Below are 21663 nucleotides of genomic sequence, written 5' to 3'. Positions count from 1 at the left end.
TCTTGAATGTTCTGGACGGGCCGCCGCCCGTCATGCTGGCTGTTCGAGCAGGCGGCGCAGGCCGTCTTCGTCGAGGATCGCCACGCCGAGTTCCTGCGCCTTCGCGAGCTTCGAGCCGGCCTCGGCGCCGGCGACCACGTAATCGGTCTTCTTCGACACCGAGCCGCTGACTTTTCCGCCATGCGACTCGATCAGCGCCTTCGCGTCGTCGCGGCTCATCGTCGGCAGCGTGCCGGTGAGCACGAAAGTCTTGCCGCTCGCGCGGCCCTCAGCGGCCACTGCGGGCGCGCCCTCGTCCCAGTGCACGCCGGCCGCGCGCAACTGCTCGATGACCTCGCGGTTGTGCATTTCGGCGAAGAATCCGGCGATGCTGTGCGCGACGATCGGCCCGACATCCGGGACCTGCTGCAGGCGCTCGACATCGGCGTTCATCAGCGCGTCGAGCGAACCGAAGTGGCGCGCGAGTTCCTTCGCCGTCGCCTCGCCGACGTTGCGGATGCCGAGCGCGAAGATGAAGCGTGCGAGCGTCGTATGGCGGCTCTTCTCGATCGCCGCGAGCAGGTTCGCCGCCGATTTGTCCGCCATCCGCGGCAGATTCGCGAGCTTCACCAGCCCGAGCCGGTACAGATCGGCCGGTGTCCTGACGATGCCACCATCGACGAGCTGGTCGACGAGCTTGTCGCCGAGCCCCTCGATGTCCATCGCGCGGCGGCCGGCAAAATGCAGCAGCGCCTGCTTGCGTTGCGCCGGACAGAACAGCCCGCCCGAGCAGCGCGTCACCGCCTCGTCGGGCTGCTTCTCGGCGTGCGAGCCGCACACCGGGCAGGTGTGCGGCATCACGAACGGGCGTTCGCTGCCGTTGCGACGCTCGACGACCGGTGCGACGATCTGCGGAATGACGTCGCCCGCGCGGCGCACGATGACCTGGTCGCCGATCAGCAGCCCCTTGCGCTGGATTTCCTCTTCGTTGTGCAGCGTCGCGTTCGTCACCGTCACGCCGCCGACGAAAACCGGCTTCAGCCGTGCGACCGGAGTCAGCGCGCCGGTGCGCCCGACCTGGATCTCGATATCGATGAGCTCGGTGATCTCTTCCTGCGCGGGGAACTTATGTGCGATGGCCCAGCGCGGTGCGCGAGAGATATATCCCAAGACAGCTTGTTCTTCCAGGCGATTAACCTTATAGACGACGCCATCGATATCGTAAGGAAGTTGCGTCCGCATTTCGCTGACTTCACGGTAATAGCTGAGAAGTCCTCTCGTGCCGCGGACGACCTTTCGCTTTGGTGCCGTAACGAAACCCCAGCTCTCCAATAGGTCGAGTGTTTGGGAGTGCGTTGGGGGCAAGTCATCGCCTTCAACTTCGGCTAGTGCATAGGCAAAGAAGCGCAATGGACGCTTGCCTGTAATTCGCGAGTCTAGTTGTCTAAGACCCCCCGCTGCAGCATTGCGTGGATTTACGAAGACCTTCTCACCAGCCGCGATCTGCCGCTCATTCAAGCGTTCGAAGTCGCCGCGTTGCATCAGCACCTCGCCCCGAACCTCGGCTCTTGACGGAGAGGCTCCTCGGAGACGAAGCGGAACGGAACGTACAGTCCGCAAATTAGCGGTGACGTCCTCGCCCGTACTTCCGTCGCCGCGGGTCGCTCCGCGAATAAAGAGCCCGTTCTCATAGATCAGGGTGATCGCCAAGCCGTCGAGCTTTGGTTCCACTGCATATTCAACCTCGTGGCGATCCAATTGCTCCCGACACCTGCGATCAAACGCTTCAACTTCAGCGTCTTCGAAGGCGTTTGCTAGCGAAAGCATGGGAATCTTGTGCGGAACCTGGTGAAAAGCAGAAAGAGGCGCCGCACCTACTCTTTGCGTTGGCGAATCTAGCGTCAATAGCTCGGGGTAACGAGTCTCGAGGGTTTCTAGCTCTCGGAACAGCCGGTCGTACTCCGAGTCTGGAATCGTGGGAGCACCGAGGACGTAGTAGGCGTAGTTGTGCGCGTCGAGCTCCCGCCGCAGCTGCGCGGCGCGCTCGAAGTCTCCAGGCGAAGCGGACATCAGGCGGAGAACAGGCGCAATGCCAGCGGGCTGCCCGCGGGGACCTCGGAATCGGCCATCTGCGCCTGGAACTGCTGGATCTGCGAACGGATCAGCAGCGCCGCGTCCGGGCCGAACGGTGCGTGATTGTCATCGACGACGCTGCCCTGCAGCGCGTCGGCCATATGGCTCGCCTGCTGCATCATGTGGTCGAACACGACGACGCCGTTGGCGACGCGCGGCACGTCGATGACGAACGTCAGGCCGTTGGTCATCAGGTTGCGCATTTCGTCGGCGGCAAAGAGCGCGGGCTCCATGTTGCACAGCGTGAACAGCGTGTGGCCGCTTTCGTCGCGGGCGTGGAACGCGCCGTCGTCGCCGATCGTCATGCCGCTGGCTTCGGCCAGCGCGCGGATCTTCGTGCCGGCGAAAGGCTGGTTGTGGCTGACGATGTTGACGCCGATCTGCACGTCGACTCCGGCGCAGAACTGGTCCAGGTCAGCGGCATTGCGCAGCGCTTCGGCGCGCGTCGGCAGATCGGTCGGCACCGCGAGGAACTGGTCCGCGACGCGCTGCACGCCGCCCGAAAAGTGCATGAAGTCGTTTTCGCCGATCGCCCCGTGCCGGTCGACGAGCTGCATCGCCGTGCAGAACCAGTGGAACGCGCCGGCGGAATGTGCGGTCAGCGGGCGCCACAAATTTTCGGCGTCGTCGAAGGCGAACCAGCGCACCGGCTTCGCGATCCCCTGCAACTGTTCGCTTTGCGCGGCCCACAGGCGCGGAGCGTCGAGCAGTTCGATCGATTCGATGCGGATCACGCAATCGATGCGCGGATCGATTGCGGCCGGCAGTCCCGGCGTCACCCGCCCCACCGGGCTGTGCGCGGCCGGATGGCGGATCGCCGGAGCGGGATTCGCATCGGGGGAGGGAGACTCGGTCGTCCAGGGTTCGACGCGTTCGTCTTGCGGCGCGGCCTCGTGCGGTTCGAGCAGCACGTCGCGGTGCTCGGACTTGAAGGCCTGCTCCGCCTGCCGCCGATGCTTGCGTTCCTGCCACTTGTTGTACGCGATGATGCCCACGACTGCCGTCATGCCGAGCGCGGCCAATCCGATCTGCAATTCGCTGTCCATCTTCATTCCCGTTGTGAACGCTTCACCGCCGCTGGCGAGAATCGTCACCAGTTGTCCTGTAAACAAAAAAAATCGGCGCCACCGCCCGGTCGTGCGGGCAAGCCGACGCCCGTCGGTGCGTCAGGCTGCCGCCGGCTCGGCCAGGCGCAGCGCCTCTTCGATATCCACTTCCACGACCCGCGAAACGCCCTGTTCCTGCATCGTCACGCCGACCAGCTGCTGGGCGATTTCCATCGTGATCTTGCTGTGGCTGATGAAAACGAACTGAGTCTGCGATGACATTCGTTTCACCATCTGGCAATAACGTTCGGTGTTGGTATCGTCCAGCGGCGCGTCGACCTCGTCAAGCATACAAAACGGCGCGGGATTGAGCTGAAACATCGAGAATACCAACGCAATGGCCGTCAGCGCCTTCTCGCCGCCCGAAAGCAGATGTATCGAGGTGTTTTTCTTGCCCGGCGGCTGGGCGACGATCTGGATGCCGGCGTCGAGAATCTCGTCGCCGGTCAGCACCAGCCGGGCCTGGCCGCCGCCGAACAGCTGCGGGAACAGCGTGCCGAAATGCTGCGTGACGGTATTGTAGGTGTCCTGCAGCTGTTCGCGGGTTTCGCGGTCGATGCGGCGGATTGCGTCCTCGAGCGTGGCGATCGCCTGGCTCAGGTCCTCGTTCTGCGCGTCGAGATAACCTTTGCGCTCCTGCGCGCTGCGCAGTTCGTCGAGGGCCGCGAGGTTGACCTGTCCGAGTTCGGCGATCTCGCGCGCGAGCCGCGCCACTTCGCGCACCAGCGCGGTCTCGCGCAGGTCGCCCGTCAGCAGCGGCTGCAGCGCCGCTTCGTCGGCCTGCGCTTCGGCGAGGCGCTCGTCGAACTGCGCGGCGGCAAGCTCCGCCGCCTGGACGCCCAGCCGCAATTCGGCAACGCGGCTGCGCGCCGGGGCCGCCTCCTGCTCGGTGCGCAGGCGCAGCTCCTCGGTCTGCTTGAGCAGGGACGCGGTCTGTTCGAGCGCGTCGCGTCGCGCCGCGAGCGCCGTCTCGCGGCTCTGGCGCAGCGTCAGCGCTTCCTGCAGCGCCTCGCGGCTGCGGCTGCAGTCGGTCGCGTCGAGTTCACGCCGGCGGGCGTCGAGCTCGGCGGCGATGCGGTCGATCTGTTCGGTCGCAAGCTCCGCGTTGCGGGCGATGTCGTCGAGCTTGCCGGCGCATTCGCGCTCGGAGAAGCGCGCTTCCTGCAGATCCCGCGCCGTCGCCTGTTCGAGCGCGCGCGTCTCGCGCAGCAGGTTGTCGCGCTCGGCGAGCACTTCCATCGCGGCGTCGAGCCGCTCGCGCTGCAGTTCGGCCAGCTCGGCCGAACGCGCCTGTTCCGTCTCGGCGCGCGCGAGCTGTTGGCGCTCGGCGGCTTCGAGGTGCACCAGGTCGTCGAGATCGCGCGTGAGCTGGGCGCGGCGCTCTTCGGCGCGCTGGCGCGCCTGGGTCAGCTTCAGTAGCGCGACCTGTTCGGCGTGGGTCTGCTGTTGCATCGATTGCAGCTCGCGCCGCAGCGCGTTGCCGCGCTCCTGCAGGTCCGCCGCGATCGCTTCGGCTTCCATCAGCGCGTCGTGCGCCTGCTGCGCCCCGGCTTCCAGCTCGCGCTGGCGATCGGCCAGCGTGTCGATTTCGCGCTGGCGTTCCATGACGCCGTGGGTGCGGCTGTCCGGAGCGTAATGGACGAGCGCGTGGCGCGTCAGGATCTGCCCGCGCGGACCGACGACGCAGGTGCCGGGGGCGAGTTCGGCGCGCCGGCCGAGCCACGGTTCGAGCGCATCGACGGCAAAACAGCCGTGCAGCCAGTCGGCCAGCGCGGGACGCAGCGCCGCTTCCGGCAGGTGCACCCGGTCGATCAGCGCGGTCGCGCCGGAGGGGGGTTCGACCGGCGGGAGCTGCGCGTCCTCCCCGGCGAACGCGACCGCGAACGCCGCCGGCGGCACCTCGTCGAACATCGCGCGGGCAGCGTCGTCGACGGCGCCGGTGAGCGCCGCGAGCCGTTCGCGCAGCACCGCCTCGACGGCGGTCTCCCAGCCGGCGTCGACGCGCAGTTCCCGCCACAGCGGCGCCAGCTCGGCGAGCTGGTGGCGCTTCAACCAGTCGCCGAGCTGCCCCTGCGACTGCACTTTCGCCTGCAACTGCACGAGCGCATCGCGCCGCGCGCGCAGTTCGGTCAGCCGGCGCTGCATCTGGCGTTCGTCATCGAGCGCGGCCTTCAGCACCGCCTGAGCCTGAGGCAGACGCGCCTGCGTTGCCGCGAGTTCCTGCTGGCGGGCGTCGTGCTCGTCGCGCAGGGTGTCGAGCCGGGCTTCCTGCTGCGCGAGCGCCGCCTCGTCCGGCCCCTCGATGGCGCCGCTGTCACCCAGGAGGCGCGCCCGGCGCTGCGCGAGCGCGTCGAGCGCGCGCAGCGCGTTTGCCCGGTTCGCCTCGCCGACGCGCAGCTGCTGCTCGGTCTGGCCGAGCTCGCGGCGTGCGGCGGCGACGGTGGCGTCTGCCGCCTGGCGCGCCGATTCGGCCTCCGGCAGGCGCTCGGCGACTTCGGCATGGCGTGCTTCGGCCTGCTCGGCGCGCAGCCCGGCGTTGTCCAGCAGGGCACTCCAGCGCTCGCGGTCGCTGCCGAGCGCTTCACTGCGCGCGCACCAGTGCGCTTCGTCGGTCGCAAGCTGGGCGAGACGGGCTTCGAGGCGCTTGCGCGCGTCCTCGAGATGCCGAAGCTCGGCTTCGAGGCGGCTGACTTCGGCGGAAATCGCGAACAGGTCGCTCTGGGCGGCGTGCATCGCCTCGGATGCCGAAAAATGCGCTGTGCGGCCGGAATCGACCGCGCTTTCGAGTTCCTGCAGGCGGGCGCTGTCGGCTTCCATCTTCGCCGACAGCTGATTGAGTTCGCTCTGCAACCGCGCCTGTTCGGCGCGTGCGTCGTTGCGCTTGAGCAGCCACAACAGCTGCTGCCGCTCGGTATGCGCTGCGCTCAGCGCGCGAAAACGGGCCGCGATCGCGGCCTGCGTGTCGAGGTGGCTGATGCGCTCGCCGAGCTCCATGCGGATGTCGTCAAGCCGGGCGAGATTGTCGCGCGCGTCGGACAGCCGGCCTTCGGTTTCGCGGCGCCGCTCGCGGTATTTCGTGACGCCCGCGGCCTCTTCGAGAAAGCCGCGGATTTCCTCGGGCCGTGCCTCGATGATCCGCGAAATCATGCCCTGCTCGATGATCGCGTAGGCGCGCGGCCCGAGCCCGGTACCGAGGAACAGGTCGATGACGTCCTTGCGCCGGACATGGACGTTGTTGAGGTAATACGTCGATTCGCCGCTGCGGTCGAGCACGCGCTTGACCGAGATTTCGGCATAGCGCGACCACTGTCCCGCTGCGCGCCCTTCGGCGTTGTCGAACACCAGTTCGACGCTCGCCCGCGACACCGGCTTTCTCGTCGTCGAGCCGTTGAAGATCACGTCCTGCATCGACTCGCCGCGCAGCGCGCTCGCGCGCGTTTCGCCGAGCACCCAGCGCACCGCGTCGATGATGTTCGACTTGCCGCAGCCGTTCGGCCCGACGACCCCCACGAGGTTGCCGGGAGTGAGGACGGTGGTCGGGTCGACGAAGGTCTTGAAACCGGCGAGTTTGAGCTTGGAAAGACGCACGTCGGAACGGGGGTGAACGGTCGGTTCAGGGCTGTCGAAAGCGCGCCATGATAACATCCCCGCTCCACGGCCCCAGCGGCCGACGCCCCGAAATATGCCGACACAATCGACGTGAATCCGAACCTCGACCGACTGCAGTCCTACCCTTTCGAAAAATTGCGCAAGCTGTTCGAAGGACTCACCCCGCCCGCCGGCCTGGAGACGATCCGGCTGTCGATCGGCGAGCCCCGGCACGCGACGCCGGCCTTCATCACGCAGGCACTGATCGACAATCTGGACGGTCTTGCCAGTTATCCGACGACCCAGGGCAGCGACGCGCTGCGCGGCGCGATCGCAGGCTGGCTCGAGCGGCGCTACGGGCTGCCCGCAGTCGACGCCGCGACCCAGGTGCTGCCGGTCAATGGTTCGCGTGAGGCGCTGTTCGCGTTCGCGCAGTGCGTCGTCGACGGCAGCCGTCCCGGCGCGAAGGTGCTGTGCCCGAATCCGTTCTATCAGATCTATGAAGGCGCCGCGCTCCTGGCGGGCGCCGAACCGGTGTTCCTCAACAACCTGCCCGAAAACCGTTTCGGCTCGGACTTCGATTCGCTGCCGGAAGCGGTGTGGCGCGACGTCCAGCTGGCGTTCGTCTGCTCGCCGGGCAATCCGACCGGACGCGTGCTGTCGTTGCAGGAATGGGCGCGCCTGTTCGAGCTTTCCGACCGCTACGGCTTCGTGATCGCCGCGGACGAATGCTATTCCGAGATCTATTTCGACGAGAACGCGCCCCCGGTCGGCGCACTGCAGGCCGCGCGCGAGCTCGGTCGCGGCGATTTCCGCAATCTCGTGACGTTCTCGAGCCTGTCGAAGCGCTCGAACGTGCCGGGCATGCGCTCCGGATTCGTCGCCGGCGACGCCGCCGTGCTCAAGGCTTTCCTGCGCTACCGCACTTACCACGGCTGCGCGATGAATCCCGCGGTGCAGGCCGCTTCGGTCACTGCATGGAACGACGAAGCGCACGTCGTCGACAACCGGCGGCTGTACCGCGAGAAATTCGATCGCGTGACACCGCTCGTCGCGCGCCACCTGAAAGTCGAGCGGCCCGACGCCGGCTTCTACCTGTGGGCGCAGACGCCGATCCCGGACACCGAGTTCGCCCGCCGCCTGCAGGGTGAATATAATGTCACGGTACTGCCGGGCAGCTTCCTCGCCCGCGAGGTGAACGGCGTCAATCCGGGCGCCGGCTTTGTGCGCATCGCTCTCGTCGCCACGACCGCCGAATGCATCGAGGCGGCCGAGCGCATCGCCGCTTTCTGCCAATCTCTCCCATAACGGAAAACTCCCCCATGCAAGACCTGCAAAAGATCATCGACGACGCGTTCGAGAACCGCGCGAACCTCTCCCCTTCCGCCGCGCCGGCGATCGTGCGCGACGCGGTCGCGTCGGTCATCGCCGGACTCGACGCCGGCCGCCTGCGCGTCGCCGAGAAGATCGACGGCAACTGGACCGTCAACCAGTGGATCAAGAAGGCCGTGCTGATCTCGTTCCGCCTCGCCGACAACGAGGTCATGGCGGGCGGCACGAACCAGTATTTCGACAAGGTGCCGACGAAGTTCGGCGACTACACGCCGGAGCAGTTTCGCGAAGGGGGCTTCCGCGTCGTGCCGCCGGCCGTCGCGCGCAAGGGCAGTTTCATCGGCAAGAACGTCGTGCTGATGCCGTCGTACGTGAACATCGGCGCCTATGTCGATGAAGGCACGATGGTCGACACCTGGGCGACGGTCGGCTCGTGCGCGCAGATCGGCAAGAACGTGCATCTGTCGGGCGGCGTGGGCATCGGCGGCGTGCTCGAACCGGTGCAGGCCGGGCCGGTGATCATCGAGGACAACGTGTTCGTCGGGGCACGCTCCGAAGTCGTCGAAGGCGTGATCATCGAGGAGAACGCGGTGCTGTCGATGGGCGTGTATATCGGCCAGAGCACCAAGATCTACGACCGGGCCAGCGGCGAGATCACCTACGGCCGCGTCCCCTCCGGTGCCGTCGTCGTGCCGGGCAGCCTGCCGTCGGCCGACGGCAAGTACAGCCTGTACTGCGCGGTGATCGTCAAGCGCGTGGATGCGCAGACGCGCGCCAAGACCGGCATCAACGAACTGCTGCGCGGCGCCTGATCCCCGCCTTGCGCTGCTGCTGATCCAGCCGGACGGGCGGTCCGGCCGGTTCCACTGTCTGCACCTCCCCTTTCCGCCCCGGAGGCCCGCCGCGATGATTTTCGACAAACTGTTCCAGCTGATGGCGGAAAAGCTCGCATCGGATATTTTCATTTCGGCCGGCGCCCCGATCAACATCAAGATCCAGGGCATCACGATGCCGATCAACCAGCAGGTCATGGAACCGCCCATGATCAAGCGGATGATCTACGAGATGATGACGCCGGAGCAGATCGACACGTTCGAACGCGTGAGGGAGCTCAATCTCTCGTTCGGGCGCCGCGATCTGGGCAATTTCCGCGTCAACCTGTTCTGGCAGCGGCACAGCATCGGCATCGTCGTGCGCTACATCCAGGGCGACATCCCGACGCTCGATTCGCTCGGCCTGTCGCCGGTGCTCGCCGAGGTGGTCACCGAGAAGCGCGGACTGGTGCTCGTCGTCGGCGCGACCGGCTCGGGCAAGTCGACAACGCTCGCGTCGATGATCGATCACCGCAACACGAACCAGTCCGGCCATATCCTCACCGTCGAGGACCCGATCGAGTACCTCTTCAAGCACCGCAAGTCGATCGTCAACCAGCGCGAAGTCGGCATCGACACCCACAGCTGGCACGACGCGCTGCGCAACGCGATGCGCCAGGCGCCCGACTGCATCCTGATCGGCGAAATCCGCGACCGTGAGACGATGCAGGCCGCGCTGGCCTATTCCCAGACCGGCCACCTGTGCCTCGCGACGCTGCATGCGAACAACGCCTATCATGCGCTCAACCGCATCGTGAACTTCTTCCCGCTCGAGAACCGCTCGCTGCTGTTCCTCGACCTGGCGGTGGCGCTCAAATGCATCGTCTCGCAGCGGCTCGTGCGCAAGCCCGATGGCGTACGCGTTCCGGCGGTCGAGATCCTGATGAACACGCGGCACGTCGCCGAACTGATCGAACGCGGCGAACTGAGCGAGGTCAAGGAGGCGATGCAGCAGAGCCTCGCGCCGGGGTCGCAGACATTCGAGCAGGATCTGTACCGGCTCTACCACGAAGGCACGGTGACGTTCGAGGAAGCGCTCGCGAACGCGGATTCGCCGACGAACCTCTCGTGGCTGATCAACAACGCGCAATTCGACAACGTGCCCGATCCGCAGGACGGCAGCGACGAGCCGCCAACCGTCGATTTCACGCGGAAAGAGCCGGGAAACCGGTCCTTCAGTGACTTCGCGCTGCACCTCGACGACGGCGTGAAGCCTTGAACCACATCACGACGACACCACGAATTCCCGAAAACAATGACTCCTGCTTCATCCGGTGACACTTTCAGGTTCGCCTGCGAACTCATCTCGCGCCCTTCCGTTACCCCCGACGATCGCGGCTGCCTCGACTTGATCACCGCCCGCCTGACGCCGCTGGGTTTTCGCTTCGAGCGCATCGACAGCGGCGGAGTCTGCAACCTGTGGGCGCGGCGCGGCGACACTGCGCCGGTGCTGTGCTTCGCGGGGCACACCGACGTCGTGCCGGCCGGCCCGCTCGAGGGGTGGGATTCGCCGCCGTTCGAGCCCACTATCCGTGGCGGCCAGCTGTTCGGCCGCGGCGCCGCAGACATGAAGACTTCGCTCGCCGCCTTCGTCACCGCGATCGAACGCTTCGTCGCAGCACACCCGGACCACGCCGGCTCGATCGCACTGCTGCTGACGTCGGACGAGGAAGGCATCGCGACGCACGGCACGGTCAAGGTCGTCGAAGCGCTCGCGGCGCGCGGCGAGCGACTCGATTATTGCGTCGTCGGCGAGCCGACTTCGGTCAATACGCTCGGCGACACGATCAAGAACGGACGGCGCGGCTCGCTGTCAGGCACGCTGCGGGTCAAGGGCGTGCAGGGGCATGTCGCCTACCCGCAGCTCGCGCGCAACCCGATCCACGAGTTCGCCCCGGCGCTCGCCGAACTCGCGAGCATTCGCTGGGACGAAGGCAACGAGTTCTTTCCGCCGACGACCTGGCAGGTGTCGAACATCCACGCCGGCACCGGCGCGAACAACGTCATTCCGGGTGCGTGCGAAGTGCTGTTCAATTTCCGCTTCGGCTCGGTCAGCAGCGCCGACGAGCTCAGGCAGCGCACCCATGCCGTGCTCGACCGCCATGGACTCGACTATGAACTCGACTGGCACCTGTCCGGCAAACCGTTCCTCACCGGCCGCGGCAAGCTGGTCGCAGCGCTGTCGGCGGCGATCCTCGACATCGCCGGCGTCGACACCGAACTGTCGACGAGCGGCGGCACCTCCGACGGCCGCTTCATCGCCGACATCTGTAGCGAGGTAGTCGAGTTCGGACCGGTCAATGCAACGATCCACAAAGTCAATGAGAGCGTCGCCCTCGACGCGATCGAACCCCTTTCCGCCATCTACGAGCGCACGCTGAACGCGTTGCTGCTGCCCAACCGAGACTGAAGATGTCCGACCTCCACGATGACACCGAACACGAACACGAACATGAACACCAGCATGGCCCGCTTGGCGAACTGGTCACGCTGCGCGACTGGCTGCGCTACGCGGTCACCCGATTCAATCGCGCCGGCCTGTTCTTCGGCCATGGCTGCGGCGATGCCTACGACGAAGCCGTGTGGCTGCTGCTGCACACGCTGTCGCTGCCGCTCGACCGGCTGGAGCCGTTCCTCGACGCCTGCATCACGGCCGACGAGCGGGAATCATTGTTCGCGGTCATCGAGCGCCGCGCCGCCGAGCGTGTGCCGGCCGCGTACATCACCGGGGAAGCCTGGCTGGGCGACTTCCGTTTCCAGGTCGATGAGCGTGTGATTGTTCCCCGCTCCTTTTTCGCCGAACTGCTCGAAGACGGCTTCGCCCCGTGGATCGACGATGCCGAAAGAGTCACTGCGGCGCTCGACTTGTGCACGGGCTCAGGCTGCCTCGCGATCCTGATGGCGCATGCGTTCCCGAATGCACAAATCGTCGGCGCCGATCTTTCCGACGAGGCGCTGGACGTCGCGCGCGCGAACGTGTCCGACTACGATCTCGACGACCGCATCGAACTGTTGAAAAGCGACGTGTTCGACGGCCTTGCCGGCCGCACCTTCGATCTCATCATCAGCAATCCGCCGTACGTCACGGCAGATGCGATGGCGACGCTGCCGCCCGAATACCTGCACGAGCCGCACATGGCGCTCGCGGCGGGCGAAGACGGGCTCGACATCGTCCGCCGCCTGGTCGCAGGCGCGAAGGCACACCTCAGTCCGGGTGGCGTGCTGGCGGTCGAGGTCGGCCACAACCGGCACCTCGTCGAAGAAGCCTTCCCCGACCTTTTGCCGGTCTGGCTTTCGGCCAAGGGAGGCGACGACATGGTTTTCGTGCTGCGCGCCGACGAATTACCGGAGTAAGAAAATGCCTGCCGAACGCCCGATCCTGCTCGTTGAAGACAATCCGGACGACGAAGCCCTGATGTTGCGGGCCTTCAGCAAGAACAGTATCCGCAATCCCGTCGTCGTCGCGCGCGACGGGGTGGAAGCGATCGACTATCTGTTCGGTACCGGCAGCTTCCAGGGCCGCGACCTTTCGCTGATGCCGTCCGTGGTGCTGCTCGACCTGAAGCTGCCACGGATCGACGGCCTCGAAGTGCTGCGCCGGATGCGGGCGGACGAACACACGGGTTTGTTGCCGGTGGTCGTCCTCACCACCTCGCGCGAAAGGCAGGACATCCACGAAGCCTACCGGCTCGGCGCGAACAGCTACATTCGCAAGCCCGTGGATTTCGAGCGTTTCATCCACGCGGTCGGGCAGATCGTCACCTACTGGCTGGTGCTGAACGAAACCGCGGATCCTTCCGGCAACAGTCTTTACTGACGCCCGTCTGCGCCCCTGCCAACCCGGCTTGGTCCGTGAGGCAGGGTGAACAGCGCAGGGCGCGGGAACCGGCCACGCGCGAACTACAGCAGCGCTTCGATCCGGTCTGCGATGCTTTCCGGTTTCGTCGCGGGGGCGAAACGCGCGGCGATCTGGCCGTTGCGGTCGACGAGGAACTTGGTGAAGTTCCACTTGATCGCTTCGGTGCCGAGAATGCCGGGCGCGACCGACGTGAGATGCCGATACAGCGGATGCGCATTGTCGCCGTTCACGTCGATTTTTTCGCTGAGCGGGAAGCTGACGCCGTAGTTCTTCGCGCAGAACGCAGCGATTTCTTCAGCGCCGCCCGGCTCCTGCCCGCCAAACTGGTTGCACGGAAAACCGATCACCGAAAAACCGCGCGGCGCGAACCTGTCGTGCAGTTCCTGCAGCGCGGCATACTGCGGCGTGAAGCCGCATTCGCTCGCGGTATTGACGATCAGCAGCACCTTGCCACGAAATTCCGCGAGCGGCATCGGCGCGCCGTCGAGCCGCCTGGTTTCGAAATCGAACACGCTGGTCGGGGCGTTCATTTCAGGCCACCTCGTCTATCCACGCCTGCTGGATGGCTTCGAGGACGCGCTCGCCGCAATGCTTCGGGTCGTCGTCGAATTCCGGCAGCGCGATCGTCCACTGCATCAGGTCCACGAAATTGACTTTCGCCGGGTTCGTCTCGGGATGGCGTTCGGCGAGCTGGATCGCGATCTCCTGCACTTCGGTCCACTTCATCAGTGTTTGCCCTCCCGGGCCATGTTGATCGTGTAGCGGGGAATCTCGATCACCAGCGGCGTCTCGCCCACGATTGCCTGGCAGGACAGACGCGACTGCGGTTCGAGCCCCCACGCCATGTCGAGCAGGTCTTCCTCGGTTTCCTCGGCTTCGGGCAAGCTATCGAAGCCTTCGCGGACGATGACGTGGCAGGTTGTACAGGCGCAGGATTGTTCGCACGCGTGTTCGATCTCGATGCCGTGCTCCAGCAGGCTGCTGCAGATCGATTTGCCGGGCTCGGCCTCGATGACGCTGCCGTCCGGACAGAGCTCGACGTGGGGTAGCACGATGATCTGGGTCATACCTGGATCTCATCAACCTTTTGGCCGGCCAGCGCCGAACGGATGCTGCTGTCCATGCGGCGGGCGGCGAATTCATCGGTGGCACGGGCAAGCGCCTCGATGCCCTTCTTGACCGCGCGCGGATCGTCGCCCGTCGCCAGCTGCTTCAGTTCGGCGATCGCCGCTTCGATGGCCGCGCGCTCGTCGGCGTTGAGGAGCGCACCGTCCTGCTCCAGCGCGTGGGTTGTTGCCTCGATGACGCGTTCGGCCTCGACCTGCTGTTCGCGCAGGGCTCGCGCATGCATGTCGTCGCCGACGTGTTCCACACCTTCCTTCAGCATGCCGGCGATCTCGTCGTCGGTCAGGCCGTACGAAGGTTTCACCAGGACGCTCGCCTCGACGCCGGACGACATCTCGCGCGCGGACACCGACAGCAGCCCGTCGGCATCGACCTGGAACGCGACCCGGATGCGCGCGGCGCCCGCGACCATCGGGGGAATGCCGCGCAATTCGAAACGTGCGAGCGAGCGGCAATCCTTGACCAGCTCGCGCTCGCCCTGCACGACGTGGAAAGCCATCGCGGTCTGTCCGTCCTTGAACGTTGTGAACTCCTGCGCCCGCGCGATCGGGAGCGTCGAATTGCGCGGCACGACCTTTTCGGTCAGCCCGCCCATCGTCTCCAGACCGAGCGACAGCGGAATCACGTCGAGCAGCAGCCACTCGTCGTCGTCCTTGCGGTTGCCGGCGAGCACGTTGGCCTGGATTGCCGCGCCGAGCGCGACGACCTTGTCGGGGTCGAGGTTCGTCAGCGGCTCCTGGCCGAAGAATTCCGCGACCGCGCGCTGCACCTGCGGCATCCGCGTCGCGCCGCCGACCATCACGACGCCCTTCACCTCTTCCGGCCCGAGGCCCGCGTCGCGCAAGACCTTGCGCATCGGCGCCATGGTCTTGGCGATCAGGTGCTGCGTCATCGTCGCGAACTCGTCGCGCGTGACGACCAGATTGACCTCTTCGCCCGACGACAGCTTCGCCCGGATCGGCGCTTCCTCGCTCGCGGTCAGGAGTTCCTTCGCTTCGCGCGCCTTCATCAGCAGGCGGCGCGCGTCGTCGCTGGTCGGCGGCTCGATCGCGGCCTTGTCGAGGATCCAGCAGAACAGGCGGTGATCGAAGTCGTCGCCGCCGAGCGCCGCATCGCCGTTGGTCGCCAGCACCTCGAAGATGCCACGCGACAGCTTCAGGATCGACAGGTCGAAAGTGCCGCCGCCCAGGTCGTAGATCGCGTAGACGCCCTCGGAGGCATTGTCGAGCCCGTACGCGACCGCAGCAGCGGTCGGTTCGTTGAGAAGACGCAGCACGTTCAGCCCGGCGAGCTTCGCCGCGTCCTTCGTCGCCTGCCGCTGGGCATCGTCGAAATACGCCGGCACGGTGATGACCACGCCGGTCAGCGGACCGCCCAGGCTCGCCTCGGCGCGCGCGCCGAGCACCTTCAGGATTTCAGCGGAGATCTCGACCGGCGTCTTCACGCCCTGCACGGTGCGCAACCGCACCATGCCGCCCGCGTCGATGAAGTCGTACGGCGTCGATTCGACGTGCGAGACGTCCTTCAGGCCGCGCCCCATGAAGCGCTTCACCGACATGATCGTGTTCTTCGGATCGGTGGCGTGGGCAGCAGCCGCGGTGTGGCCGACTTCGACCCGCCCATCGGCGTGGTAGCGCACGATCGACGGCAGCATCGCGCGGCCCGCCTCGTCGGCGAGGCACACGGCGATGCCGTTGCGGACAGTCGCTACGAGAGAATTGGTGGTACCCAGGTCTATTCCAACCGCGAGCCGGTGCTTGTGCGGCTCGGCGGACTGGCCGGGTTCAGCGATTTGCAGAAGGGCCATCAGGTCTCCAGCGCCTCGAGGGCGTCGTCGATCTCGTGTTGGATTTTTTCCATGAACATCAGCCGGCGAACGATTTCGGCAGCCGCCGCGAAGTCATGGCGCTCGTCGATGGTGCGTTCGAGTTCGTTGAACACTTCCCGCGCGTGATGACGCAGCCGGTGATGCAGCTGCGTGAGCTCGTGCCCCTCGCCGGCCGCGCGCGCCTCCTCGACCGCTTCGCGCCACTCCATCTGTTCCATCAGGAACGCGGAGGACATCGCGGTGTTGGTGTGCAGGCCGGCGTCGACGCCAGCGAGCTCGAGCAGGTATTGCGCGCGTGGAAGCGGCTTGCGCAGTGTCCGAAAACCTTCGTTCACGCGTGTCGCCCATTGCATCGACAGGCGTTTCTCCACGTCCGGCAGGTGCGCGAAACGGTCGGGATGAACCCGCCCCTGCAGATCGTGATAAGCCATCTCCAGCGCTGCTTCGTCAACGCAAAAACGCCGCGGCAGGCCGAAAAGGGCGAAGAAATCCTGTTGCAGGTCGACGCTCATGGGCTTTGCTCGCAGCTCAGACGTTGAAGCTTTCGCCGCAACCGCAAGCGTCCTTGACGTTCGGGTTGTTGAACTTGAAGCCTTCGTTCAGACCTTCGCGGACGAAATCGAGTTCGGTGCCGTCAAGGTAGGCGAGGCTTTGCGGGTCGACGATGACTTTGACGCCATGACTTTCGAAGATCAGGTCCTCGTCATGCATCTCATCGACGAACTCGAGCCGGTAGGCCATGCCCGAACAGCCCGACGTCTTGACGCCCAGGCGGATGCCGACACCCTTGCCGCGCTTGGCCATGAATTCCGACACATGCTTGGCCGCGTTGGTGCTCAGTGTGACGCTCATCGTTCAGTCTCCCGAAATCAGCCTTGCTTCTTCTTGTAGTCCGCCACTGCCGCCTTGATCGCATCTTCCGCAAGGATCGAGCAATGGATCTTGACCGGCGGCAGCGCGAGCTCCTCGGCAATCTGGGTGTTCTTGATCTCCAGCGCCTGCTCGACGGTCTTGCCCTTGACCCATTCGGTCACCAGCGAGCTCGACGCGATCGCGGAACCGCAGCCGTAGGTCTTGAATTTCGCGTCCTCGATGACGCCGTCCTTGCCGACCTTGATCTGCAGCTTCATGACGTCGCCGCACGCGGGCGCGCCGACCATGCCGGTGCCGACGCCTTCGTCTTCCTTGCCGAAAGCGCCGACATTGCGAGGATTCTCGTAGTGATCCAACACTTTTTCGCTATATGCCATGTTGTCTTCTCCTGGGGGATTTCGTTCAGTGTGCAGCCCACTGCACGCTGTCCAGATCGACGCCGTCCTGCACCATTTCCCACAGCGGTGACAGTTCGCGCAGCTTGCCGATCTTCTTGTGCAGCAGGTCGATCGTGTAGTCGACTTCTTCTTCGGTGGTGAAACGCCCGATCGTAAACCGGATCGAGCTGTGTGCGAGCTCGTCGTTGCGGCCCAGCGCGCGCAGCACATAGGACGGTTCGAGGCTCGCCGACGTACAGGCCGAACCGCTCGACACCGCGACATCCTTGATCGCCATGATCAGCGATTCGCCTTCGACGTAGGCGAAGGAGATGTTCAGGTTGTGCGGCACACGATGTTCGACGTCGCCGTTGATGTAGGTCGCGTCGATGTCCTGCAGGCCTTTCATCAGACGGTCGCGCAGCGCGCGGACGCGTTCGTTCTCGGTCTTCATTTCCTCGCGCGCGATGCGGAAAGCTTCGCCCATGCCGACGATCTGGTGCGTCGCGAGGGTGCCGGAACGCAGCCCGCGCTCGTGGCCGCCGCCGTGCATCTGCGCTTCGAGGCGTGCGCGCGGCTTGCGCCGCACGTACAGCGCGCCGATGCCTTTCGGGCCGTAGGTCTTGTGCGCCGAGAACGACATCAGGTCGACTTTCAGCTTCGACAGGTCGATATCGACCTTGCCGGTGGCCTGCGCCGCATCGACGTGGAAGACGATGCCTTTTTCGCGGCAGATCTCGCCGATCTCCGCGATCGGCTGGATCACGCCGATCTCGTTATTGACGAACATCACCGACACCAGAATGGTATCGGGCCGGATCGCATCCTTCAGTGCCGACAGGTCGACGAGACCGTTTTCCTGCACATCGAGATAAGTCGCTTCGAAACCCTGGCGCTCGAGTTCGCGGAACGTGTCGAGCACCGCCTTGTGTTCGGTCTTCAGCGTGATGAGGTGCTTGCCCTTACCCTTGTAGAACTGCGCGGCACCCTTGATCGCGAGGTTGTTCGACTCGGTCGCGCCCGAAGTCCACACGATTTCCTTGGCATCGGCATTGACCAGCCGGGCCACCTGTTCGCGCGCGTCTTCGACGGCCTTTTCGGCTTCCCATCCGTACGCGTGGGAGCGGCTGGCCGGATTGCCGAAATGCTCGGTGAGCCACGGGATCATTGCCTGCGCCACGCGCGGATCGACCGGCGTCGTGGCGGAATAGTCCAGGTAAATCGGAAACTTGAGCATCGGGTTCCTCCGTCGATCTGCGTTCAAGATTGGACCGCCATTGCGGTCAGTTTATTCAATTCGTTCGTCAAGCGTTCGAAGGCTGCGAGGAAGCCTTCCACGTCCGCCATGCTCGTGTCGCGACCGAGGCTCACGCGCACTGCGCCGCGCGCGACGTCACGTTCGACGCCCATCGCGAGCAACGTATGCGACGGCTCGGGGTTGGCACTCGAGCACGCCGACCCGCTCGCGCAGGCGAAACCCGCGCGGTCGAGCTTCGCGACCAGGGTTTCGCCATCGAAACCGTCGGCAGCGAAAAATGTCGTGTTCGGCAGGCGCGGCGCCTCGACCGAGAAAATTCTCATGCCGCTCGCGACGAGACCCGCTTCCAGCCGATCCCGCAATCCGGCCAGGCGCCGTGCTTCGTCTTCGAGCCGTGCGGTCGCACGTTCGCAGGCGACGCCGAACCCGACGATCGCCGCGACGTTCTCGGTTCCGGACCGCAGGCCGCGCTCCTGGCCACCTCCGGCGATCAGCGGCGCCAGCTCGATCCGCTTGTCGATCACCAGCGCACCGGCACCGAGCGGACCGCCGATCTTGTGCGCCGACAGCGTCATCGCATGCACGCCGAGCGTCCGGAAGTCGACGGGGATCTTGCCGAGCGCCTGTACCGCATCGCTATGAAACCACGCGCCTGCCGTTTTCGCATCGTCCGCGAGTGCGGCGATGTCCTGCAGCACCCCGGTTTCGTTGTTCGCGAGCATCACCGAAACCAGCGTCGGCCTCGCATCGAGCACCGCCTTCCAGTCGTCCCCGGCGATCCGCCCCGCGGCATCGACGGCGATTTCGCGCAGCGCCCAGCCGCCGCGCCGCAGCTGTTTTGCCGGCTCGCGCACGCAGGGATGCTCGATGGCACTGATCGCCAGCAATCCCGGCTTCATCAGCGCCGCGGCACCCTTGATGAAGAGGTTGTTCGCTTCGGAGCCGCAACTCGTGAAAATCACTTCGGTTGCATGCGCGCCCACTGCCGCCGCCACCCGGGCGCGCGCCTCGTCGATTGCGGATCTTGCCTGCCGCCCGTACTCGTGCCGGCTCGACGCATTGCCGAAACGGCTGTCGAGCCACGGCAGCATTGCCGCGCGCACCAGAGGGTCCAGCGGCGTGGTGGCGTTCCAGTCGAGGTAGACGGGTGCGAACATCGCTTATGTTTTCGTTTTCGCTTTACGCAGCCGCTACTTCGCGCACCGAGATCATCGCGCGCCGCCGCACGTCCTTCAGCACGCTCGTCTCCGTTTCGGCCTTGACTTCGCCCGTCGCCAACGCAGCGAGCGTGACCGAATCGAGGTACTCGTACATCCGCTTGTTCAGGTTCGCCCACAGATCATGAGTCAGACAACGTTGTTCGTCGTGGCAATTCTGCCGGCCGCCGCACTGGGTTGCATCGAGCGGCTCATCAACCGCGACGATGATGTCCGCGACGGTGATCCGGCTCATGTCGCGCGCAAGCCGGTAGCCGCCGCCGGGGCCGCGCACGCTGGACACCAGCTTGTGGCGGCGCAGCTTTCCGAACAGCTGTTCGAGATAGGACAGCGAAATTTTCTGGCGCTCGGCAATGCCCGCCAGCGTTACCGGGCCTTCGGTCTGACGCGATGCCAGATCGATCATCGCCGTTACCGCAAATCGTCCCTTGGTGGTCAGTCTCATGTTGGCTCCTCGCATGGCGGAGATTGCCGCCCGGGTAAATACCCGAACGTTTTACTCGACTATACGTAACCCGACAAAATCGGTCAACTACTCCAGAACCGGATCACGACGCGGTCAATCCACCATCTTCGAGAGGCGTTGGGCATCGAATTCGTCGCTCTGCTCGATCGTTGAATCCAGCCTCACGCCGGCCTTTTCGAGCTGTTCGACGAGCAACTGAATACGACGATCGGTTTCGACCGCGTGATCCAGCAGGCCGTGCATCGCCTTCGCGATCGGGTCGTCCATCTGCTTGGTCACGCCATATGCCGAGAAACCCATCTGCTCGGCCTTCTGCTCGCGCGCCTTGTCACGCGCATCGGCGCGCTCCGGGTCGATGATGCGCGCGGGATTGCCGACCGCCGTGCTACCGGCCGGCACCGGCTTGACGACGACGGCATTGGACCCGATGCGCGCGCCATCGCCGACGGTGAAGCCGCCGAGCACTTTCGCACCGGCGCCGACGACGACGCCATTGCCGAGCGTCGGGTGCCGCTTGATGCCGCGGTACAGCGACGTCCCGCCGAGCGTCACCGCCTGATAGATCGTGCAATCGTCACCGATCACGGCGGTCTCGCCGATCACCACCCCCATGCCGTGATCGATGAACACACGCCGGCCTATCGTCGCCCCGGGATGGATCTCGATGCCGGTCAGGAAACGCGAGATGTGGCTGACGAAACGGCCGACCCAGTACAGCTCGCGGCTCCACGCCGCGTGCGCGAGGCGGTGGAACAGGAGCGCATGCACGCCGGGATAACAGGTCAGCACTTCCCAGGTCGAGCGGGCGGCGGGGTCGCGTTCGCGAACGCTGGCCAGGTCTTCGCGCAGGCGGCTGAACATGGGTGATTTGCTCCAGGAAACTTCATTGCCAGTAGTGAATGCCCGACTAGTTTAGTCGGGTTTGCGTTCGAGTGCACCCACGATGCCGCGGAGGATGTTCACTTCCTCTTTTTCGAGCCGCACGCGCCCGAACAGGCGCCTGAGGCGTTGCAGCAGGCGCTTGGGATTGGCCGGATCGTAGAAGCCGCTCGCGGTCATTGCGCGCTCGAGATGACGGTGAAAGCCCTCGATTTCCTCGAAGGTCGCCAGATCAGGCAAGGGCTCGGACGGCAGGGTCGGCGACAGCGCCGCCATTCGCAGCTCGTAGCACAGCAGTTGCACCGCAGCACCCAGATTCAGCGACGAAAACGCCGGATTGGCCGGAATCGACACCGGCATCGAGCAGCGTTCGACTTCGTCGTTCGTCAGTCCGCTCATCTCGGTGCCGAACACCAGGGCGACGTCCCCCTTTCCGGCGAACGCGACGAGTTCGGGGGCGGCTTCGCGCGCACCGCGCACCGGCACCGAACGTTCGCGCCGCCGCGCGGTGATCGCGGCGGACAGGATCGTGCCTTGCAGTGCCTCGTCGAGCGAAGCGACGACGCAGGCGCTCTCGAGCACGTCGGTCGCGCCGGACGCACGGGCGTCGGCCACGGGGTCGGGGAACGCAGACGGCGCGACGAGATACAGACGGGTCAGCCCCATCGTCTTCATCGCACGCGCGGCGGCGCCGATATTGCCGGGATGGCTCGTGCGTGAAAGCACGATTCGGATACGGTCAAGCGCGATGGCGCCGTTCATATTAAAATC

The 21663-nt window shown here is 65.5% G+C and carries 21 protein-coding genes; 6 read left to right on the top strand and 15 right to left on the bottom strand.

What is annotated here, in order from left to right; all coding sequences use genetic code 11:
* Nucleotides 1-30: 30 nt before the first annotated feature.
* The 3 genes from ligA to smc all read right to left on the bottom strand — a co-directional run bounded on the left by ligA (nt 31) and on the right by smc (nt 6863).
* Entirely contained in the window at nt 31-2049 is a 2019-nt protein-coding gene (ligA, locus tag GO606_RS12665) for an NAD-dependent DNA ligase LigA (RefSeq protein WP_169117162.1), read from the bottom strand.
* Nucleotides 2049-3158 carry a cell division protein ZipA gene (locus GO606_RS12660; protein ID WP_169117185.1) on the bottom strand — a complete coding sequence of 370 codons (1110 nt, stop codon included), beginning with the start codon at nt 3156-3158 and terminating at the stop codon, nt 2049-2051. Before GO606_RS12660 ends, ligA begins: the two co-directional genes overlap by 1 nt.
* Nucleotides 3159-3278: 120 nt before the next feature.
* The gene (smc, locus tag GO606_RS12655; RefSeq protein WP_169117161.1) at nt 3279-6863 is read right to left on the bottom strand and encodes a chromosome segregation protein SMC; all 3585 of its coding nucleotides are present in this window, start codon (nt 6861-6863) and stop codon (nt 3279-3281) included.
* A 54-nt stretch (nt 6864-6917) separates the two neighbouring features.
* Here smc and dapC point away from each other — a divergent pair, with 54 nt between their 5' ends.
* The 6 genes from dapC (at nt 6918) to GO606_RS12625 (ending at nt 12827) form a co-directional block, all read left to right on the top strand.
* Nucleotides 6918-8114 carry a succinyldiaminopimelate transaminase gene (dapC, locus tag GO606_RS12650; RefSeq protein ID WP_169117160.1) on the top strand — a complete coding sequence of 399 codons (1197 nt, stop codon included), beginning with the start codon at nt 6918-6920 and terminating at the stop codon, nt 8112-8114.
* Nucleotides 8115-8128: 14 nt separating this feature from the next.
* Nucleotides 8129-8950, top strand: coding sequence for a 2,3,4,5-tetrahydropyridine-2,6-dicarboxylate N-succinyltransferase (gene dapD, locus GO606_RS12645; RefSeq protein ID WP_169117159.1), 822 nt, complete (start codon nt 8129-8131; stop codon nt 8948-8950).
* Nucleotides 8951-9044: 94 nt separating this feature from the next.
* Nucleotides 9045-10229 carry a PilT/PilU family type 4a pilus ATPase gene (locus GO606_RS12640; protein ID WP_169117158.1) on the top strand — a complete coding sequence of 395 codons (1185 nt, stop codon included), beginning with the start codon at nt 9045-9047 and terminating at the stop codon, nt 10227-10229.
* A 36-nt stretch (nt 10230-10265) separates the two neighbouring features.
* On the top strand, nt 10266-11420 hold the full coding sequence (dapE, locus tag GO606_RS12635) for a succinyl-diaminopimelate desuccinylase (protein ID WP_169117157.1): 1155 nt from the start codon (nt 10266-10268) through the stop codon (nt 11418-11420).
* A gap of 2 nt (nt 11421-11422) precedes the next feature.
* Nucleotides 11423-12364, top strand: coding sequence for a 50S ribosomal protein L3 N(5)-glutamine methyltransferase (gene prmB / locus GO606_RS12630; RefSeq protein ID WP_169117156.1), 942 nt, complete (start codon nt 11423-11425; stop codon nt 12362-12364).
* A gap of 4 nt (nt 12365-12368) precedes the next feature.
* A complete protein-coding gene (locus tag GO606_RS12625; RefSeq protein WP_169117155.1) occupies nt 12369-12827 on the top strand; it encodes a response regulator in 459 nt (152 codons plus the stop codon).
* An 83-nt stretch (nt 12828-12910) separates the two neighbouring features.
* Here the strand turns inward: GO606_RS12625 and GO606_RS12620 are convergent, their stop codons facing one another.
* The 12 genes from GO606_RS12620 to GO606_RS12565 form a co-directional block, all read right to left on the bottom strand.
* On the bottom strand, nt 12911-13399 hold the full coding sequence (locus GO606_RS12620) for a glutathione peroxidase (RefSeq protein ID WP_169117154.1): 489 nt from the start codon (nt 13397-13399) through the stop codon (nt 12911-12913).
* 1 nt (nt 13400) lies between these two features.
* A complete protein-coding gene (gene iscX / locus GO606_RS12615) occupies nt 13401-13595 on the bottom strand; it encodes a Fe-S cluster assembly protein IscX (RefSeq protein WP_169117153.1) in 195 nt (64 codons plus the stop codon).
* Nucleotides 13595-13936 (bottom strand): ISC system 2Fe-2S type ferredoxin, encoded by a 342-nt coding sequence (gene fdx / locus GO606_RS12610; protein WP_169117152.1) that lies wholly within the window; start codon nt 13934-13936, stop codon nt 13595-13597. The genes iscX and fdx overlap by 1 nt, the downstream gene beginning before the upstream one ends.
* A complete protein-coding gene (gene hscA, locus GO606_RS12605) occupies nt 13933-15801 on the bottom strand; it encodes a Fe-S protein assembly chaperone HscA (RefSeq protein WP_169117151.1) in 1869 nt (622 codons plus the stop codon). Before hscA ends, fdx begins: the two co-directional genes overlap by 4 nt.
* Nucleotides 15801-16334, bottom strand: a complete 534-nt coding sequence (hscB, locus tag GO606_RS12600; protein WP_169117150.1) for a Fe-S protein assembly co-chaperone HscB — start codon at nt 16332-16334, stop codon at nt 15801-15803. The genes hscA and hscB overlap by 1 nt, the downstream gene beginning before the upstream one ends.
* Before the next feature lie 16 nt (nt 16335-16350).
* Nucleotides 16351-16674, bottom strand: coding sequence for an iron-sulfur cluster assembly protein IscA (gene iscA / locus GO606_RS12595; RefSeq protein WP_169117149.1), 324 nt, complete (start codon nt 16672-16674; stop codon nt 16351-16353).
* 17 nt (nt 16675-16691) lie between these two features.
* Nucleotides 16692-17072: a Fe-S cluster assembly scaffold IscU gene (iscU, locus tag GO606_RS12590; protein WP_053421769.1), complete on the bottom strand. Its 381-nt coding sequence runs from the start codon at nt 17070-17072 to the stop codon at nt 16692-16694.
* 25 nt (nt 17073-17097) lie between these two features.
* Nucleotides 17098-18309 (bottom strand): IscS subfamily cysteine desulfurase, encoded by a 1212-nt coding sequence (locus GO606_RS12585; RefSeq protein WP_169117148.1) that lies wholly within the window; start codon nt 18307-18309, stop codon nt 17098-17100.
* 23 nt (nt 18310-18332) lie between these two features.
* Nucleotides 18333-19487: a cysteine desulfurase family protein gene (locus tag GO606_RS12580; protein ID WP_169117147.1), complete on the bottom strand. Its 1155-nt coding sequence runs from the start codon at nt 19485-19487 to the stop codon at nt 18333-18335.
* A 22-nt stretch (nt 19488-19509) separates the two neighbouring features.
* The gene (gene iscR / locus GO606_RS12575; RefSeq protein ID WP_169117146.1) at nt 19510-19992 is read right to left on the bottom strand and encodes a Fe-S cluster assembly transcriptional regulator IscR; all 483 of its coding nucleotides are present in this window, start codon (nt 19990-19992) and stop codon (nt 19510-19512) included.
* A 114-nt stretch (nt 19993-20106) separates the two neighbouring features.
* A complete protein-coding gene (gene cysE, locus GO606_RS12570; RefSeq protein ID WP_169117145.1) occupies nt 20107-20874 on the bottom strand; it encodes a serine O-acetyltransferase in 768 nt (255 codons plus the stop codon).
* A 51-nt stretch (nt 20875-20925) separates the two neighbouring features.
* Complete coding sequence (locus GO606_RS12565; protein ID WP_169117144.1) at nt 20926-21654, bottom strand: RNA methyltransferase; 729 nt, start codon at nt 21652-21654, stop codon at nt 20926-20928.
* Nucleotides 21655-21663 lie beyond the last annotated feature (9 nt).

Source organism: Aromatoleum anaerobium, assembly GCF_012910705.2.
Classification (GTDB): Bacteria; Pseudomonadota; Gammaproteobacteria; order Burkholderiales; family Rhodocyclaceae; genus Aromatoleum; species Aromatoleum anaerobium.
This window is presented reverse-complemented; position numbering and strand designations above follow the sequence as displayed.

Coding starts and splice junctions, on each gene's coding strand:
- ligA (WP_169117162.1), bottom strand. CDS start 2,049: ATGTCCGCTTCGCCTGGAGACTTCGAGCGCGCCGCGCAGCTGCGGCGG.
- GO606_RS12660 (WP_169117185.1), bottom strand. CDS start 3,158: ATGGACAGCGAATTGCAGATCGGATTGGCCGCGCTCGGCATGACGGCA.
- smc (WP_169117161.1), bottom strand. CDS start 6,863: ATGTTATCATGGCGCGCTTTCGACAGCCCTGAACCGACCGTTCACCCC.
- dapD (WP_169117159.1), top strand. CDS start 8,129: ATGCAAGACCTGCAAAAGATCATCGACGACGCGTTCGAGAACCGCGCG.
- GO606_RS12640 (WP_169117158.1), top strand. CDS start 9,045: ATGATTTTCGACAAACTGTTCCAGCTGATGGCGGAAAAGCTCGCATCG.
- dapE (WP_169117157.1), top strand. CDS start 10,266: ATGACTCCTGCTTCATCCGGTGACACTTTCAGGTTCGCCTGCGAACTC.
- prmB (WP_169117156.1), top strand. CDS start 11,423: ATGTCCGACCTCCACGATGACACCGAACACGAACACGAACATGAACAC.
- GO606_RS12625 (WP_169117155.1), top strand. CDS start 12,369: ATGCCTGCCGAACGCCCGATCCTGCTCGTTGAAGACAATCCGGACGAC.
- GO606_RS12620 (WP_169117154.1), bottom strand. CDS start 13,399: ATGAACGCCCCGACCAGCGTGTTCGATTTCGAAACCAGGCGGCTCGAC.
- iscX (WP_169117153.1), bottom strand. CDS start 13,595: ATGAAGTGGACCGAAGTGCAGGAGATCGCGATCCAGCTCGCCGAACGC.
- fdx (WP_169117152.1), bottom strand. CDS start 13,936: ATGACCCAGATCATCGTGCTACCCCACGTCGAGCTCTGTCCGGACGGC.
- hscA (WP_169117151.1), bottom strand. CDS start 15,801: ATGGCCCTTCTGCAAATCGCTGAACCCGGCCAGTCCGCCGAGCCGCAC.
- hscB (WP_169117150.1), bottom strand. CDS start 16,334: ATGAGCGTCGACCTGCAACAGGATTTCTTCGCCCTTTTCGGCCTGCCG.
- iscA (WP_169117149.1), bottom strand. CDS start 16,674: ATGAGCGTCACACTGAGCACCAACGCGGCCAAGCATGTGTCGGAATTC.
- iscU (WP_053421769.1), bottom strand. CDS start 17,072: ATGGCATATAGCGAAAAAGTGTTGGATCACTACGAGAATCCTCGCAAT.
- GO606_RS12585 (WP_169117148.1), bottom strand. CDS start 18,309: ATGCTCAAGTTTCCGATTTACCTGGACTATTCCGCCACGACGCCGGTC.
- GO606_RS12580 (WP_169117147.1), bottom strand. CDS start 19,487: ATGTTCGCACCCGTCTACCTCGACTGGAACGCCACCACGCCGCTGGAC.
- iscR (WP_169117146.1), bottom strand. CDS start 19,992: ATGAGACTGACCACCAAGGGACGATTTGCGGTAACGGCGATGATCGAT.
- cysE (WP_169117145.1), bottom strand. CDS start 20,874: ATGTTCAGCCGCCTGCGCGAAGACCTGGCCAGCGTTCGCGAACGCGAC.
- GO606_RS12565 (WP_169117144.1), bottom strand. CDS start 21,654: ATGAACGGCGCCATCGCGCTTGACCGTATCCGAATCGTGCTTTCACGC.